This is a genomic window from Simiduia sp. 21SJ11W-1, assembly GCF_024138675.1.
Lineage (GTDB): Bacteria > Pseudomonadota > Gammaproteobacteria > Pseudomonadales > Cellvibrionaceae > Simiduia.
On the sequence record NZ_CP090959.1, the window covers coordinates 395,461 to 412,596 of the forward strand.

Below are 17,136 nucleotides of genomic sequence, written 5' to 3' on the forward strand. Positions count from 1 at the left end.
GCGTGAGTGCACCAGCAAACCCGCCCGGCAGTGTTGCACTGCGCGCGCGCATTCTACACTTCACTGCCAAGCCCACGGGTAAGGGTGAACAAAACGCCGTGCAATATTTTGACGACGGCGTGCTGTTGGTAGAGAAGGGCCAGGTAACGGCCGTGGCACCGGCCGAGGCCATGGCGCAGCAGGGTTTTGACCTCAGCCGTTGCGAACACCTGCCCGATCATCTGGTAATGCCAGGCTTTATTGATAGCCATATTCACTGCCCGCAACTGGATGTGATGGCCTCTTACGGCGAGCAATTATTAGATTGGCTAAACCGCTACACCTTTCCCGCCGAGCTTAAATTTTCAGATCCGCAATACGCAGCGTTAATGTCTGAATTGTTTTTAGACAGGCTGCTTGCCGCCGGTACCACAACGGCACTTGCCTATGCCACAGTGCACGCCCACGCCGCCGATGCGTTGTTTCACGCGGCACAAAAGCGCAACCTGCGGCTGGTGGCAGGGCGCGTGATGATGGATCGCAATGCGCCAGAAAACCTTACAGATACCGCCGCCAGTGGCGAGCGCGACGACCGCAGGCTCATTGAGCAGTGGCATGGCCAGGGGCGCTTGCACTATGCGCTTACCCCGCGTTTTGCGCCTACCAGTAGCCCCGAACAATTACTGGCGGCCGGGCGCTTGTATGTCGAGTACAGCGGTTTGTACATGCAAACCCATTTGTCTGAAAATCTGGCCGAACTCGATTGGATCAAATCACTTTACCCCAAGGCCAAACACTACCTGGACGTGTACGATCAGGCAGGCTTGCTGGGCCCGCGTAGCGTATTTGGCCACGGTATTCACCTAAGTGACGATGAGCTGGCAAGGCTCGCAGCCACAGGTTCAAGCGTGGCATTTTGCCCAAGTTCCAATTTGTTTTTGGGCAGTGGCCTGTTAGATCTCGCGCGCCTGCAGGCGGCGGGTGTTGCCGTAAACATCGCCACCGACGTGGGCGCCGGCACAAGTTTCAGCCAGCTACGCACCCTGGCCGATGCCTACCGGGTACTGCAGCTGCAAGGCCAGTCGCTGGACGCGCTAACCGCGTTTTACCAACTGACTCTCGGCAATGCACAAAGCCTGCACCTAGATCACTGCCTGGGCAATTTCAGTGCCGGGAAAGACGCAGATTTTGTTGTGATTAACCTCGCACCCGATGCCCTGCAAGCGCGCCGCCAAAGCCAGGTTGCCTCACTTGAAGAGGCGCTGTTTGCGCTGATGATTTTAGGTGACGAGCGCAACATTGCGCGCACCTACGCGGCCGGCAGCTGCGTGTATCAAAATAATAATTAACGGAGTTCTCATGGAAGCGCTGGTGTTGGAGTGGTTAAATTTGGCGGTGCGTTGGTTTCACCTGGTGGCAGGTATCGCATGGATAGGCGCCTCGTTTTATTTTATTTGGCTCGATTTAAGTTTGCGCACCCCGCCCGCGGAAAAGGCGGCCCGGGGTATTAAAGGCGATGTGTGGGCAATTCACGGCGGCGGCATTTATGAGGTAAGCAAATATCACACGCGCCCCGAACAGATGCCCACAACCTTGCACTGGTTCAAGTGGGAGGCCTACAGCACCTGGATTAGCGGCACGGCGTTGATGGTGCTCTTCTACTACGCCCAGGCCGATATCATGCTGGCAAAAATGGGCGGCCCGCTTTCGGGCAGCCAGTCTATTGTGGCAAGTGTGCTATTTATTGGCGCGGGCGTTTTGTTGTATGAATTATTGGTGCGCGGCCCCTTGGTTAAACGCCCTGCATTGTTTGCCTGCACCTTAGTGGTTTTATTTACTGCTGCCAGTTATCTGGCGTTCGCACTTTTTGCCGCGCGCGCCGCCTTAGTGCACCTGGGTGCATTTATGGGAAGCGTGATGGTGGGCAATGTGCTGCTCGGCATCATGCCTGCCCAGCGCAAATTTCTGGCCGCAGTAGATGCGGGCACGCCACTGCCCGAGGCGGCCATGGCCATGGCCAAGCTGCGTTCTACCCACAACAATTACCTCACGCTGCCGGTGTTGTTGTGCATGATTGGCAATCACTCGCCGTTTTTGTACGGCCACGATCAGGCGTGGTTATGTGTTGCAGTTTTAGCGGCACTGGTGGCATGGGGCAGGCACTTTTTTAACCTGAAGCACCAGGGCATCGTGCGCCCGTGGATACTGGTGACCAGCGCCGCAGGTGTAGTGCTGCTGGCCATTTACATGGCCCATGCCACGGCCATTGCCCGCACGGTCGCGCCAGTGGCTGCAATGCCTGCCACTATGGCAAGTAAAGAGCCCGCTTCAAGTGCGGGTGAAGCCGCGAGTTCTGGCCAACATGAAGTAGTCGATGCCAGTAAAAACGTGGCCGGTGATTATCAAACGCTTGCGCAATTGGTGGCAACCCACTGCGCCAATTGCCACGCCAGGCAGCCAACCCAGGCAGGCTTTGCCGTGGCACCGGGTGGAATAATTATTGAAACGCCGGAACAATTGCAGGCTTTAAAGGCGCGCGCCTTACCCGCTATTGAATCCAATTACATGCCGCTGGGTAATTTCACAGAGCTTAGCGGCGCAGACCGCAGCGTGTTGATCCATTGGCTTTCGCAACAATAATGCGTGGGCTTCTGGTTAGTCGCTTTTAAGTAGCGGGGCCAGTGCCTCCAGCTTGCCGTCCAGTGCTGCAGGCTCCGGCAGTTTTATGCCCAGTATGTGCGCCAATAGCGGCATCACATGCACATTGTCTTGGGTGGGGAGCTTTCGGCCCTCGCCAAAAGCCGGGCCCCGGGCATAGAAGATACCGTGCATATCTATTGCGGCAGGGTCATCTTGTTCGAAGGCGGGCCAGCCGTGATTGCCCGCCGGAAATTTGTGATCCGGTGTTACCCGAATATTCCAGTGCGCGTTGGCCACACAAATAAAATCACCCATGCGTTCAGTGCCCTGCAGCCGGTAATGCTTCGGTGCCTGATTAGGTGTCATGCAGCGAAAATGTTTTGCGTGAGCGTTAATCTGTAGCACTGCGCGCTCGGCTTCTAGTTGAGCGGTGGCTGCGTTTTGTGCAGCTACAGTGCGGTAAAATTGCACGCTTGGGCCGCTGCCTACCGTGCGGAACTGTTTGCTCAAGGCATGAGTGGCCTCGTTAAACAGCGGTGTTGTTTGCGCTTTTTGCCGCGGGTACATGCCGTGGTCTGACACTATCACCAAATTTACCCGGCTGTCGCTTGCCTGAATGCCCTGCCACAGGGCGCTGAGTGCGGCATCCAATGTGTGAACGGCGTTGCGTGTTTGCCTGTGGTGCGGCCCGTAGTGGTGGCCTGCGTCATCCACGTGAGAAAAGTACAAACTCATAAATTGCGGCGCGTCCGGCCCTTGCATAGCTACCCAGCGCAATACCTCGTCTATGCGAGCCTCAATGGGTGTGTTTTTGTTATAGGATTTTACAATGGAGGGCTTTAGCCCGTGAATGGGGGCCTCTGAACCTGGCCAGAAGTAAGTGGCGGTTTTCAAGCCTTGTGCCTGTGCCAATACCCACAAAGGCTTGGCTAAATAGAAATCAGGGTTAGTTACTGCGGCGCTATCGCCAAGGCTGTATTCTGCGTTTAAATCCGGCGCGTAAAAGTGGTTGTACACAATGCCGTGGCGCGCAGGTACCACACCGGTAACCAGTGTGAGGTGATTGGGAAAGGTTTTTGACGGGAACACCGGGCGCAGCGAGTTCAGTGAGGCGCCGTCTTCTTTAAAGCGGCTTAGAAACGGCGGCTTGTGCAGGCGGGTGTAGTCGTGCCGGTAGCCATCAATGGACACCAGCAAAAGCCTGGGCTTATGGCCTTCTGTGGATGTGGCAGTCAGGCTTGTGGGTGCAGCGGCCGCAAACACCAGGCATGTAAATACTAAGGTTTTAAATACTAAGGTTTTAAATAGCCGCGCCCGCCTTTGGCCACCCGGTGTGGGAGTGTGTAATTTACTGCGAGCATCCGGTTTGCCTAGGCCTTTCATGTTTGTACATTCCTTATTTGCCTTTTCAGCAAGGCGCGATCTAATTCGCCTGTGGGGTTTGATAGGGGTGATGTTGTTGCCAGTGGCGGGCAATGTCTAGCCTGCGGCATACCCATACATCACCAAAACTTTCCAGGTAGTCCAAAAAGCGCGCCAGCGCCAGGGTGCGCCCGGGGCGACCCACAATGCGGCAATGCAGGCCCACGCTCATCATTTTCGGTGCCTGCTCGCCTTCGGCATAAAGCGTATCGAAGGTATCTTTCAGATAATTGAAAAACTGATCACCCGCGTTAAAACCCTGGGCGCTGGCAAAGCGCATGTCGTTGCAATCGAGGGTGTAGGGCACAACCAGGTGTGCGGCCTGTGTGTCTGTGGGGGGCAGCCAATAGGGCAGGTCGTCTGCGTAGGAGTCGGCATCGTAAACAAAACCGCCTTGCTCGCGAATGAGTGCGCGGGTGTTGGGGCTATCGCGCCCGGTATACCAGCCGAGTGGCGCACTGCCGGTAACCTCTGTGTGAATATCTATGGCGGCTTGAATGTGGCGGCGCTCTTCTTCGGGCGGCATAAACTGGTGATCTATCCAGCGGTAGGCGTGGCTTGCAATTTCCCATTGCGCGGCCTGCATGGCAGCCACTGCTTCGGGGTTGCGCGCAAGTGCCATGGCCACGCCGAACACCGTTACCGGCAGGTTGCGCGCTTCAAATAGCCGGTGCAGCCGCCAGAAGCCCGCACGGCTACCGTATTCGTAGAGCGACTCCATACTCATGTGGCGTGCCGGGTAGGCCTTGGCGCCGATAATTTCACTTAAAAAAGTCTCGGAGTGGGCATCGCCGTGCAGCACGGAGTTTTCTGCGCCCTCTTCATAGTTGATAACAAACTGCACCGCAATGCGTGCGCCCTTGGGCCAGTTTGCATGGGGTGGTTTGGCGCCATAGCCGATTAAGTCGCGGGGGTAGGGGGTTGTCATAAATGCCTCTTGGCCGCGCGCCACAGTGTTGTCACATTCTGGCGCTAGTGTGCTGAATTGTTGGGCAGTGAAACAACTTTTTATCTCAAACTTAAGTTGTAAATGCCGGGACATAATTGGAATCTAATCACATTCCTCGTAACTATTACATTCAAATCTTAACTGATTGGGCAGAAAATGCTTGGCGCCGAATCCCGCTTGGGCTAGCTTGCCTAAGCACGCATATGCGGTGCCATGCCCCATCAAAACAATAATGCAGGAGCGCAGAATTATCATGAAGATCCCGTTTAATTTTTCAGGCCTGAGTGTGGCCGTGCTTTTGGCCTGTGCCAGTACGCCGCTCGCCGCAGAAGTAGCCATTAGCGAAATCCATTACGACAACGCAGGCGCCGATACCGGCGAGGCCATTGAAATTTCCGGCCCTTTGGGTATGGATGTTACCGGCTGGAGCCTGGTGCTCTACAACGGCTCATCAAGCTCAGGCAAGCCCTATAAAACCCACACCTTTGCCGGCACCTTGCAAAGCAGTGGCGATTGCGATGGCCAGGGGTTTCAGGTAGCGGAAATTGCGGGTATTCAAAACGGTGCGCCCGATGGTGTTGCGCTGGTGGATGCAGACGGGCTGCTGGTTTCCTTCATCAGCTATGAGGGCAGCTTTGTGGGTGTAACCGGGGTTGCCGACGGGGTGCCAAGTGTTGATATAGGCGTGGCCGAAACCAGCGCAACACCGGCAGGCTTTTCCTTAAGCCGCACCGGCAACAGCTGGAACGGCCCGGCGGAAAGTCACTTCGGGCGCTGTGCGAACCCCGTGCCTAACGAGCCAGCACCACGGGTAAAAATTCATGAGGTGCAAGGTGCTGGCGATCGCATTGCCATTGAAACACCGGTGCAAATTGAGGGCGTGGTGATTGCCGACTATCAGCAAGATTCCCAATTGCGGGCCTTCTTCGTGCAGGAAGAAGATGCCGATGCCGATAACAACCCGGCCACCTCCGAAGGTATTTACGTTTACTGCGGGAATAAGTGTGATGTGGATGTGGCCGTAGGTGACCTGGTGCGGGTAAGCGGCACGCCCAAAGAATATTTTGGCATGAGCCAGCTCAATATTGCCCGCAGCGACGATGTGGAACTAGTCTCTACCTCGCAACCACTACCCACACCGGCAACCCTTAGCTTGCCCGTGCCGGTTACCAGCGGCGACCTAGCCCAAGCCATGAGTGAAATTGATGCCTACTACGAAGCCCGCGAGGGCATGCTGGTGCAATGGCCTGCACCGCTCACCGTAGTGGCGCATTACAATTTGGGCCGCTATGGCAGTGTGCAATTGGCCGATGACCGGCTGTATCAATTTACCCACTTGCAGGCACCGAGCGAGGCAGGGTTTATTGCCCACCAAATTCACACCGCAGCGCGCACGCTGATACTCGATGATGGCAGCAGTGCACAAAATCCCGCGCTTGCGCCACACCCCTTCCCGGCGCTTACTGCCAACAACTATTTGCGCGCGGGCGATCAGTTGGCCAATGTAACCGGCGCCTTGCACTACAGCTTTAATAACTGGACGCTGCAACCTGTGCCCGAGCAATTTAACTATACCCATCTCGCGCGCAATCCGCGGCCCCAAGCGCCGGCTACCTGGGCTGATTCCCTGACGGTGGCAAGCGTCAACTTGCTGAACTACTTCACCAGCCTAGACCTCGGCCCCGATGTGTGCGGGCCCGATGCCAACATGGGGTGCCGCGGCGCCGATAACGCCGCCGAGCTTGAGCGCCAGCAAGCCAAACTGGTGGCGGCGTTGTGCGAGATGGATGCCGACATACTGGGCCTAATCGAGCTGGAAAACCCCAATCTCGGCCACACAGGCCCCACCCCGCTCGATACCTTGGTGGCGGCAGTGAACGCGCGTTGTGGTGGGTATGCTGCTGTGCATACCGGCACTTTAGGTACCGATGCCGCAACCGTGGGCATTATGTACAAGCCCGCGCGTGCCCTGCTTGAAGGTGCGCCGGCCGTGCTGGATTCGCCCGAGTATGTAGACCCAATGAACACCGGGCGTGGCAAACATAGGCCAATGCTTGCACAAAGCTTTCGCGACCTGCACAGCGGCAAATCCTTCACCTTGGCCATGGCGCACCTAAAGGCCAAAAGCTCTTCATGTGGTGAAGGTGACGACGACACCACAACCGGCCAGGGCAACTGCAACGGTACCCGCACAGCCGCTGTAAAAGTGGCGGTTGAATGGCTTAAGACCCGCCCCACGGGCAGCGTATCGCCACACCTGCTGGTGATGGGAGATCTAAACGCCTATCGCAATGAAGATCCGATCATCGCCTTCGCCCGCGCGGGCATTACCGATCTTGGGCGTCGCAATGGCCAGGGTGCGTATAGTTACAGCTACGACGGCCAGCTGGGTTATCTCGATCACGCGTTGGCGAGCCGTTCGCTGCAGCCATTTGTGCGCAAACTGCACCACTGGCACATCAATGCCGATGAGCTGGCCCTGTTTGATTACAACGGCGAATACAAACCGGAAAACTACTTTGAAAATCTTTATCAGCCAACGCCTTACCGCGCCTCTGATCACGACCCGATCATGGTTGAGCTGTATTTCCCTGGTCGCTTCCCACCTGGTCGCGTTCCAAATGGCCACGATCCGCGCAGCGGCAAGCAAGCGCGCCCCTAGCGCCGTGCTTGTTTGCTAAACAGTGGTACACTAAAACTCCCGGCACGCGCTGGGAGTTTTTATTTATAACTTAAAATTTCAGTTAATTGTTAAGTGCTGCAGTTTTGCGCGGCACCAAGAGGTGTAGAAATCATGGTCAATAGCTTGCTAGAGCAAACAGCCGGCACCTATAAGCGCTGGCTGCAATGGGCGACACTGGGCTTGGTTTGCATGGTGGCCACAGAGGCCAGCGCTGAAGCCTGGTTTGAAAAACTGAAAGCCAGCGGCAACGATAAAGCCCTTTATGAAATGCTCTACGCCATGCCAAAGGGCGGCGACTTGCACCATCACTTAAGCGGCTCCGCGTTTTCTGATTGGTGGTACTCCCTGGCGCTTGCTGAAGCAGAGCGCGGCTACCGCTACTACACCAAAGTGCGCATCAACAACTGCCGTGCTTACGGCGAAAACGCCTACAGTTTTCAGCCCTACCATTTGCTGTTTCAAAATATCTCCAGCGCACAATTCGATGGCCTGGCGGAATGTGAAAAAGCGGAATACAAGCGCCTGGAAGAGTTAAACGCCGAGGAAAAAGCCGCGTGGTTAGACAGCATTCGGCTAGATAAGCCGCACGAAGGGCGCGATGAATTTTTTCAAACCCACTGGTCGCGTTTGGGTGCTTTGCTCGCCAACCCCTACCTATTATCGGAGCTGTTGGTGCGTAACATGCAGGCCTACCGCGACGAAGGCCTTACGTATCTTGAAACCATGGTAGAAACCCGCGGCTTTACCCGGGCCGACGGCACACCGCTCACGCCCGATGAAGTGGTAGAGGTATACCGCCAGCGCCTGCAACAAAAAGACGCCCGCGCCACCGGCGTAACCGTGCGCCTGCACGATTTTGTGCTGCGCTTTTTATCCAATGCCGAACAGCAAGTTATCGACTCGCACGGCTTGGTGTATCGCAACCGCGACATCATGGTGGGGGTGAATATGGTGGGCCGTGAAGACAACGCCTTCGGTCACCCGCTGCGTTTTAACAACGCCTTCCGCGAAGCGCGCAAGCGATACCCCAATGTGCGCCTCGCCATTCACGCCGGCGAAGTGGATGAACCCAATACCCATGTGCGCGACACCTTGGCACTCGGCGCTGATCGCATCGGCCATGGCCTCAACCTCATCACCGATCGCGACCTGTTGCGCCAAATGCGTCACGGCCCCTACCTGGTGGAAATCAATCTGATTTCAAACCTGCTGCTTGATTACTATCAGAATTTTGATGAACACCCCTTTCCCGAGTACTTGCGCCTAGGCATTCCGGTGGCGCTGTCTACAGACGATCGCGGCATGTGGGATTCAAATTACACCGATGAGTTCTTTGCGGCGGTGAAATCCTACAACCTATCGTGGGAAGAGGTGAAACTGCTTAGCCGCAACTCCATCGCCTACGGTTTTGTGGAAGACGACATCAAACGGAAACTCTTGGCCGACTTCGACAAGCGAATCGCCAAGTTCGAAAAGCGCGCCGCGCGCCAGAGCTTCGCGGATTTTGAGCGTGCAGGCAAAGCAAAAAGCTATGGGTTTACCTGTCGGCAGTTCAAATTGTGTTTGTGAAAGCGGATGTGTAAGCAGATGGCCACCTTGTGTGGCCATTTTTTTGGCCGAAGTTCCGGTTTGCGTGAATTTGTGTAAGCGGGGTTTCGCTCTGAGTGGGTGCTGTGTTCATTGAGTAGCTTTGATCTTGCGGTAATTTCAGCGGTGCATTTGGCAGCGTTTGTGTATTTGGGTGTTTGGTTGCGCAGTCGTTGATTTGGTGACAGCAATTCAAATTCCTCTTAAAGAAGATACAGAATGTGTTGGCGCAGGCGCAGCAGGGCCGAGTTTTAAGGCCTGAAACACGGGCAATCAAGCATTGCTTATGAGGGGGGGGTGAATAAAAGAGTCGCGCTAACTCTGGGCTTCTGCGTTCAAGTGGGCTTAGCCCCAAGCAGCCAGACGTTGTGCTCAGTGCGAATTACTTGCCCCTTCAGTCTCCTGTTTCTGGGGGCTTATATATCTGCCCAGGTAATGGCCTGCAATCGCTAAAAACTGGTCTTGTTTCATGTTTTTATTGATACAAATCAAGGGTTTATCTTGCATTAAGGCCGCGCCTTTAGCGCCAAATTCCAACCGGGTGAGGCGGTTTTAGGTAATTGTACTGTGCTTTATCTGACCACAAGGTCGATTTTTACCCTCTTTAATATCTCCCGATTGTTGGCTCATTGCCGGGTTTGATCAAAGATTTGGATTTTCATTGCACCTGTCTAGAAAACGCTCAAGTTTCATATTGTTCAATAAAATCAAACATTTAATCCAGTCAGCCTAGTGCAGGATTCATGTAAAATCTGCCCCTCTGTGGCAGGATTGCGAGAAATCGGTTGAAATTCTCGCCAGTTATGGCAATCTCTGCATTCATACCAATTGGTATTTTTATTTGGTTTTAAGATACCAGCGGTGCAAATAAGTTCGCCGGCGTAGGGCGAACAACAATAACTGAATAACCAACTGCTCAAGATGGAGACAATGCCGTGACGATAAATGCAAAGCCCTCGGTGCTTTCACTTTGTATTGCGATGGCTGTTGCTGGTGTTCCAGCTGCAATGGCACAGCAAGCGCAAGACGATGCTTTACTGGTAGAAGAAATTACGGTCACGGGTATCCGTGGCAGCTTGCAGTCAAGCGTGGATGCCAAGCGTGATAACAGCGCGATTGTGGATGCCATCAGCGCCGAAGACATCAGCAAGTTCCCCGATAAAAACGTAGCCGAATCACTCTCGCGTATAACCGGCGTATCGGTAACCCGCGATTTCGGTGAGGGTGAAAAAATTGCAGTGCGCGGTACCGACCCAAGCCAGAACCGTGTGTTGCTTAACGGTGCGTCAGTAACTTCGGTTGACTGGTTTACGCTGTACCGATCCACGCGTGCATTTAACTACTCCATCCTGCCTTCGAACGTTGTATCTTCGCTTGAGGTGTACAAATCCCCCAAAGCAGACATTCAAGAAGGCTCCCTTGGCGGTACTGTTTACCTGAAAACCCGTCGCCCGCTGGATCTGAAAGCAAACACCCTTTCATTGAAAGCCGAAGGCCAGTACTCGGATATTTCCGGTGAAACAGATCCCCTGTTGAGCGGCCTGTACTCCTGGAAAAACGATGATGAAACCTTTGGCGCCTTGTTGAGCTTAACCAGCCAAGAGCGCACCGTAACCCGTGTTGGCCGCGAAACCCTGGGCTACGACCGTGTTGAAGTGCCTGGCGTAGCCGGCGATGCCGAAGACGGTAAAGTATGGTTTCCAAAAACCGTAAACCACGCGATCTTCACTCAAGACCGAAAGCGTGAAACGGCCTTGGCCTCTGTTCAGTGGCGTCCAACCGAAACTTTTGAAACCACACTGAACGTGTTGAACACCTCGCTTGATGCCAACAACCAGAACTACTCTTACCTGGCCACCTTCAATGATGGCGGCAACCGCATGTTTGATGCAGACAGCGCCGTAGTTGAAGGCGGCGGTGTAGTTGCCGGCCAAACGCTGCCCACAGCAGGTGGTGCGGGCCCCGAAGCGCACACCCAGTGGTTTGGGCGTGATTCTTCAATGGAAACCAATTCCTACGATTTGAGCTTTAGCCTGAATGAAGATGGCTACGCCTTGAGTGGCCGCGTAGGTCATAGCGAATCGGACGGTGGTACGCCACGTCAGCGTTACATGTTGATGCGCAACTTCATGGATCGCGTAACCTTCGATAAAGACCTGAACCTTGGTCTGTACATTGATGGCGATCGCCAGGAATCTGTAGCAGAGCGCAATCAGCGCAGCCTTGCTTGGTTCAATGAAATCGGCACCGAATACGACGACACCGAAACCTACGGCGGCCTGGATTTCGAGCTGCTTTTGGAAGGTGATGTATTTACCAGCGTAAAAGCCGGTTTGCTGGTGCGCGATCGCACCAAGGGCCAAGAGCAGTTCCTGACTTCTTTCCATTGGTGGCGTGATGATCAGCGCAACCCGGATGGCAGCATCAAAGATGGCGAAGCGCGCTGGTTCACTGAGTGGAACGGTGATCAAACAACTTTGGGCGGCTTGGCCGGTGGCGATAGCGTAGATGGCTACCCTTTGTTTGACCTGGGTGAAGCCTACCGTCGTTATGATCCGGTTGCTCCTTTTACGGGCGCTCGCGTGCCGGTGTTGGCGCAAACCTGGGAAATCAAAGAAGACATCACCGCCGCCTATGCTATGGCTGAGTTTGATGTGAGCTCACAGATTTCCGGTGATGTGGGTGTGCGCGTTGTGCAAACCAACCTCACTTCCAGCGGCTACACCTGGCAGAATGGCGATGATGTATTCGTAGCCGGCCAGCTGGTAGGTGGTTACGATGTAACCTTGGGTAATGCCGATGCCAACTACAACCTGCAGTGGGATTCAATCGATCACGACTACGTGAACGTATTGCCAAACCTGAACCTGAGCTACAACCTGAATGACGACACACGTGTACGTTTCTCGGCCAGCAAAACCATGGCCCGTCAAACGTTTAACGACATCGCCTATCAGGAAAGCTACTCAACGCTGACAGGTGCCGGTACCCGTGGTAACCCCGAGCTGGACCCAACCTTGGCCAACCAGTTCGACCTGGCTTACGAGTGGTACTTTGCAGAAGGCTCTTATGTTGCTGCAACTTACTTCTTCAAAGATATCAGCAATAACCTGACCGCGGTGCAAACCACCGAGCAGCGTTATGATCCACAAACTGATCAAGACATTGATGTCGTGTTCACCCAGTTGGAAAACGGTGCCGGTGCTAAAGTGCATGGCCTGGAACTGAGCTATCAGCAAATGTTCGGCGACTTTGGTGTGGTAACCAACTACACCTATACCGATGCCGACAGTGATGAAGATCGCGATCCGCTGAACAAGCCGGGCTCTGGCGTGGTGATGGGTAACTCCAAGCACATGTTCAATATCTCGCCGTTTTATGAAAACGACGTGTTCAGTGCGCGCCTGTCGTACAGCTACCGTTCAGAGTACCTGGACAACGTACATTTCTACGGTAACGAATACTGGACAGATGAGTACGGTCAGTTCGATTTCTCAGCAACCTATGCGTTTAACGATGAAATCACACTCAACTTTGAAGGTGTAAACCTTACCGGTGAGAAGATTCGTCAATACCACATTGAGAAAGCGCAGTTGGCTTCACTCTACGAAAACGACACTCGCTTCGTATTGGGTATTACTTACCAGTTAGACTAAATGTCCCCTTGGAGGCCGCGATGCGTGCCTCCTTTTTTATTCCCTCCTGCCGGAAGGATTGGCGCTCGTAGAGTTTCGATCTTCTCCGGCATTTTTTTGGGCCGAATTTTATGCATGCAAGTGATGTAAATGCCAGCCGGATTTATCTGGAAAATGATGCGCTGTCGGTGACTGTCAATTGCCGGGGGGCAGAGCTTGCCAGCCTGATTTGCAAGTCTACTGGCCGGCAATTGCTATGGCAGGGTGATGCTTCGATTTGGCGTGGCCAGGCACCTGTGTTGTTCCCCGTTGTTGGGCGGCTGCGTGAACAGGGTTTTGAGTATGAGGGTAGATTTTACCCTATGCCCATTCACGGTTTTGCCAGCAGCGCCTGTTTTAAGGTGCAAATCCTTACACCTGAATGTGTGACCTTGCGCTTGGAAGACAGCCCGGCCACGCGTAGCGGTTACCCCTTTCCCTTTTGCTTGGATGTCAGCTTTAGCTTGCAGGGTAGCAAGTTGGCGGTGGATTACCGGGTGGTAAACACCGGCCTTGGGGATATGTACTTTTCCTTGGGGTCGCACCCTGCTTTTGCCCTGCCGGAATGGGCAGATTCGCATTGGCCGGTGGCGCTCGAGTTTGAAAAAGAAGAGCTGCCGCGTTGCTTTCGTATTCGAAATAGCCTTTTGGGGCAGGCTGAGCCCTCGCCATTTGTTGGCCGCAGGTTGCCCATTACACCGGCGACATTTGCAGAAGATGCACTTATTTTTCGCAACATTAATTCACAGCGCTTGTGGCTTTGGGTGGGTGATGATCGCCAGCTTGAATTTGACACAGGTGGTGCGCCCCACTTGGGTGTGTGGGCAAAGCCCGGCGCGCCTTACGTATGCATTGAGCCATGGCTAACCACCGATGACGGGCCGGATGCCCCGCTCGATATTACAAAAAAGCCGGGCTTTATCGCCTTGGCCCCCCAGTCTGATTACCACTTGGGTTATGCCATTTCAGTAAAAGATCACTAGTACACACTAACCACAGCAACAATAATAACGGAGCAAAAAATGAAGAAAATATTTCTGATAATCGGCCTCATGGCCTGCCATATGCTGGCGTTGGCTGATCCAACCACGCGCGATGCAGACGCCATTCTTGCCAATCAAACCCCGGTGTATGTGAATTACAATTGCAGCAGTTTGTCGTTTGATGTGCCGCCACTGATTGTGGAAGGCACCACCTTTGTGGAAGTAAATGGCTTGTTCACAGCCATGGGTATTGCGCTGCAATGGGACGGCGCTGCACAAAAGGTGACAGGTACGCGTAATGGCACTGTTATCGAATTATGGATAGGCAGTACCACTGCCAAGGTTAACGGCAGCACGGTGACGTTATCTGCAGCGCCGTTTATTGCCACACCTTACAATCGCACTATGGTGCCTGTGGCATTTATTGCACAGGCAACGGGCGCCCATGTTGCATGGGAGAATACCCGTCGCACGGTGATTGTGAGCGATGCCCCCTGCACCAGCGCGAGCGACTGGCAAACCGGTGCGCTCAATGGCGACATTGTTGACCCGACACTGCTAGAGCCACTCGCCATAGAAATTGATACACGCAAAATCTGGAAGAGTAACAATCCGGAAACCGTTGAGGGCGACGGCTGGTTAATGCAGAGTGGCCGCGTAGACGCCCTGCGGGGCGGCAGTGCCTACCCGCTGTCTGGTTGCTTTGATGTGTACCTGTTTCACATTAATAAATCAGGCTCCACCAAATATGTGCACCTACTGGCTTCCAACCCCAATGGCACCAGTGTAACCATCACCGGCCGGGGCTCTATGTACAACAACAGCGAGAAGCCGCTTGTAGGTGCCGGCGGCGGCTTGAACTATCAGGTTGTGTATGACTTCCTGTTCAACACGCCACGTACCACGTTCAATACCAGCATTGCCCCTTCAACAGCAAAAGAGTTGGTGAAAATCCCGCTTTCCAGCATGATTGATGGCCGCTACGAAATTTGTGCAAGTAAAGGTGTCTACCTGTATACGGTAGCTACCAGTAACGGCAGCGCGAACGATGCAGTAAACCTGTCGCAAAGCAATCCGGCGCCCGGATTCATCGCTCAGCCAGACGTAGATAAATTTGGCCGTGAAGCAGGTGTGTATCAAGGCTCGGGCGTACAAGCCGTTCAGGTAATTGATTTGCCTGTGGGGCAGGGGCATATTGGGTTCAATTTCAATACAACCAATAAGATTTATACTTACCTGCAAGATCAGACATCCGGTGCGGTAATGCATTTGGGTGACTCCTCTGATCGCACCCACGGCAACTACGGTCATCGCTACCAGGTAACTTTGCATGTGAAAAACACCCAGTCTTTTGCGCGCACTGTGTCCTTCAGCTTTGCCTCCAACCTTACCGGCAGCGGGCCATCGTTTACCTGGAACAGCCCTGCCAAGCTCAACGGCAGCTTAAAAAATATCTACGTGACGCCACAAAATCCTGCCCAGTTTTTAAATAGCTATTCTGTGCCGGCCCAGGGCTCGCGTAGCATTACGCTGGATTTGTATGTGCCGGGATTAATCACTACCAATCAGCAGTTGATATTGGAAGTAAATTAACCTGCTTCAGAATTGAAAAAGCCCGGCGATGCCGGGCTTTTCTTTTACTTTAAAGTTTGGGTGCTAGGCGGTAACTTCCAGCCCTGCCTTGCCACGTTTCGCGGCATCGGCAAACCATTGTGTGACAACTTCCGTGCGCGTTATCGCTGTGCCTACTGTAACAGCCCATGCGCCAAGTTTGCGCGCTTTGGCACAGGTAACCGGTGAGTTAAAGCGGCCTTCAGCCATAACCCTTGGAAAGCGCTCGGCCATTGCCTGCAATAAAGAGAAGTCTGGCTCATCGGGAATGGGGCCGCCGGTATAGCCCGAAAGCGTGGTGCCCACAATGTCGGCACCGGCGTTGCTGGCGAGTTCTGCATCTGCCAAGGTGCTGCAATCTGCCATGGCGATTTTTCCAGCGCTGCGAATCAGCTGAATTAACTCTTCAACCGGCTCCGGGCGCGCGCGTTGGGTGGCGTCTACTGCAATGACGTCTGCACCGGCGTTGGCCAGTGCAATAACATCTTCATTCAGCGGCGTAATGCGCACGGGTGAATCATCAAGATCGCGTTTAACGATGCCGATGATAAATGCATCGGGCAGTGCCGCGCGTACTTTTGCAAGGCGCTGGGCGCCTTCAATGCGCAGGCCATCTGCACCGCCATCGAGCGCCGCTTGTGCAAAGCGTACCACTATATCGTCGTGATCCATTGGGCCGTTATCAACTGGCTGGCAAGAAACAATCAAACCGGTTGTCATGCGCGCATCCAGCGCTTCTAGAGTGGTAGTGTTTGCGTCAGACATCATTCGTATACCGTGGCAAGGCGTGTGCCGTTGCGTTGTACCAAAACGTTAAAGCGGTAGCGATCAGCGCGGTACAAACTTTTCGCAAGCTCAATGATCCGGCCCTGTTCATCGTACACGGTACGCTCGGCGAGCAGGGCAGGGCTAAAGGTGGGTATTTGCAGCAGCTCGGCTTCTTCTTCGTTTACAACGGTGGCGCTGATTTGTTGTTTCGCTTGATCTACCACTATGTCGTACTGGCGATACAAAATTTCATACAGCGAGCCTGTGCGCAGCTGCTGAATTTCAAGTTCGGGAAAAATGGCCTTGGGCAGGTAAACCCGCTCAATGGCAACCGGGCAATCGTCGGCCAGGCGCAGGCGGCGCACCAAAAACAATTCCGAGCCGGGGGCCAGGTTCATCTTGTTGGAGATTTTAACGTCTGCCTTAATGACCTCGTTAAACAGCAGCTGGTTAGTGGGCTTAAGCCCCAGTTGTTGCATCTCTTCACTGAACGACATCAGCTTTAGCTGGTTGGCCAAGGGTTTGGCCAGCACGAAAATTCCTGCGCCTTGGCGAATTTCGATCCGGCCGATTTCCTCTAGGTGCTTAAGCGCGCGCCGCAAAGTGTCGCGCGATACCTGGGTCAGCTCGGCCAAATCCCGCTCACCCGGCAGGCGTGCGCCGGGGGGTAGCTCATCAATGAGCGCCAGAAGTTGTTGGTGCAATCGCTGCTGCTTGCGTGTCATCGCCATTGGCAGTCCCTTACTGTATGGAATAAACGACCAAAGTAACCTCGCTGGTGGGTTTAGCTGGCCGAATTTTTTCTAATAATATACCAAATGGTTTGATTTGGGAAATTTT

11 protein-coding genes are annotated in these 17,136 nt (G+C 54.1%); 7 read left to right on the forward strand and 4 right to left on the reverse strand.

What is annotated here, in order from left to right:
* Window positions 1-2: 2 nt before the first annotated feature.
* Together guaD and L1F30_RS01790 are read left to right on the forward strand one after the other, a co-directional pair.
* Window positions 3-1,328 carry a guanine deaminase gene (guaD, locus tag L1F30_RS01785; protein WP_253358645.1) on the forward strand — a complete coding sequence of 442 codons (1,326 nt, stop codon included), beginning with the start codon at window positions 3-5 and terminating at the stop codon, window positions 1,326-1,328.
* A gap of 10 nt (window positions 1,329-1,338) precedes the next feature.
* On the forward strand, window positions 1,339-2,619 hold the full coding sequence (locus L1F30_RS01790) for a urate hydroxylase PuuD (protein ID WP_253358647.1): 1,281 nt from the start codon (window positions 1,339-1,341) through the stop codon (window positions 2,617-2,619).
* Between the two features lie 15 nt (window positions 2,620-2,634).
* Here the strand turns inward: L1F30_RS01790 and L1F30_RS01795 are convergent, their stop codons facing one another.
* Together L1F30_RS01795 and puuE are read right to left on the reverse strand one after the other, a co-directional pair.
* Window positions 2,635-3,882, reverse strand: coding sequence for an ectonucleotide pyrophosphatase/phosphodiesterase (locus L1F30_RS01795; RefSeq protein WP_253358649.1), 1,248 nt, complete (start codon window positions 3,880-3,882; stop codon window positions 2,635-2,637).
* Between the two features lie 160 nt (window positions 3,883-4,042).
* Window positions 4,043-4,969: an allantoinase PuuE gene (puuE, locus tag L1F30_RS01800; RefSeq protein WP_253358651.1), complete on the reverse strand. Its 927-nt coding sequence runs from the start codon at window positions 4,967-4,969 to the stop codon at window positions 4,043-4,045.
* A gap of 274 nt (window positions 4,970-5,243) precedes the next feature.
* Between puuE and L1F30_RS01805 the strand changes: the two genes are divergently transcribed.
* The 5 genes from L1F30_RS01805 (at window position 5,244) to L1F30_RS01825 (ending at window position 15,510) form a co-directional block, all read left to right on the forward strand.
* Entirely contained in the window at window positions 5,244-7,652 is a 2,409-nt protein-coding gene (locus L1F30_RS01805; protein ID WP_253358653.1) for an ExeM/NucH family extracellular endonuclease, read from the forward strand.
* Window positions 7,653-7,784: 132 nt separating this feature from the next.
* Window positions 7,785-9,242: an adenosine deaminase gene (locus L1F30_RS01810; RefSeq protein ID WP_253358654.1), complete on the forward strand. Its 1,458-nt coding sequence runs from the start codon at window positions 7,785-7,787 to the stop codon at window positions 9,240-9,242.
* A gap of 1,025 nt (window positions 9,243-10,267) precedes the next feature.
* Complete coding sequence (locus tag L1F30_RS01815; protein WP_253358655.1) at window positions 10,268-12,916, forward strand: TonB-dependent receptor; 2,649 nt, start codon at window positions 10,268-10,270, stop codon at window positions 12,914-12,916.
* Window positions 12,917-13,026: 110 nt separating this feature from the next.
* Window positions 13,027-13,917 carry an aldose 1-epimerase family protein gene (locus L1F30_RS01820; protein ID WP_253358656.1) on the forward strand — a complete coding sequence of 297 codons (891 nt, stop codon included), beginning with the start codon at window positions 13,027-13,029 and terminating at the stop codon, window positions 13,915-13,917.
* A 39-nt stretch (window positions 13,918-13,956) separates the two neighbouring features.
* Complete coding sequence (locus L1F30_RS01825; RefSeq protein WP_253358657.1) at window positions 13,957-15,510, forward strand: DUF3370 family protein; 1,554 nt, start codon at window positions 13,957-13,959, stop codon at window positions 15,508-15,510.
* A gap of 63 nt (window positions 15,511-15,573) precedes the next feature.
* Here the strand turns inward: L1F30_RS01825 and L1F30_RS01830 are convergent, their stop codons facing one another.
* Together L1F30_RS01830 and L1F30_RS01835 are read right to left on the reverse strand one after the other, a co-directional pair.
* Window positions 15,574-16,296, reverse strand: a complete 723-nt coding sequence (locus tag L1F30_RS01830) for an N-acetylmannosamine-6-phosphate 2-epimerase (protein ID WP_253358658.1) — start codon at window positions 16,294-16,296, stop codon at window positions 15,574-15,576.
* Window positions 16,293-17,027, reverse strand: coding sequence for a GntR family transcriptional regulator (locus L1F30_RS01835; protein ID WP_253358663.1), 735 nt, complete (start codon window positions 17,025-17,027; stop codon window positions 16,293-16,295). Before L1F30_RS01835 ends, L1F30_RS01830 begins: the two co-directional genes overlap by 4 nt.
* Window positions 17,028-17,136 lie beyond the last annotated feature (109 nt).

Bases quoted from the DNA above. Each gene is read 5' to 3' on its own strand.
- L1F30_RS01790 (WP_253358647.1), top strand. From the start codon at position 1,339: ATGGAAGCGCTGGTGTTGGAGTGGTTAAATTTGGCGGTGCGTTGGTTT.
- puuE (WP_253358651.1), bottom strand. From the start codon at position 4,969: ATGACAACCCCCTACCCCCGCGACTTAATCGGCTATGGCGCCAAACCA.
- L1F30_RS01805 (WP_253358653.1), top strand. From the start codon at position 5,244: ATGAAGATCCCGTTTAATTTTTCAGGCCTGAGTGTGGCCGTGCTTTTG.
- L1F30_RS01810 (WP_253358654.1), top strand. From the start codon at position 7,785: ATGGTCAATAGCTTGCTAGAGCAAACAGCCGGCACCTATAAGCGCTGG.
- L1F30_RS01815 (WP_253358655.1), top strand. From the start codon at position 10,268: ATGGCACAGCAAGCGCAAGACGATGCTTTACTGGTAGAAGAAATTACG.
- L1F30_RS01820 (WP_253358656.1), top strand. From the start codon at position 13,027: ATGCATGCAAGTGATGTAAATGCCAGCCGGATTTATCTGGAAAATGAT.
- L1F30_RS01825 (WP_253358657.1), top strand. From the start codon at position 13,957: ATGAAGAAAATATTTCTGATAATCGGCCTCATGGCCTGCCATATGCTG.
- L1F30_RS01830 (WP_253358658.1), bottom strand. From the start codon at position 16,296: ATGATGTCTGACGCAAACACTACCACTCTAGAAGCGCTGGATGCGCGC.
- L1F30_RS01835 (WP_253358663.1), bottom strand. From the start codon at position 17,027: ATGGCGATGACACGCAAGCAGCAGCGATTGCACCAACAACTTCTGGCG.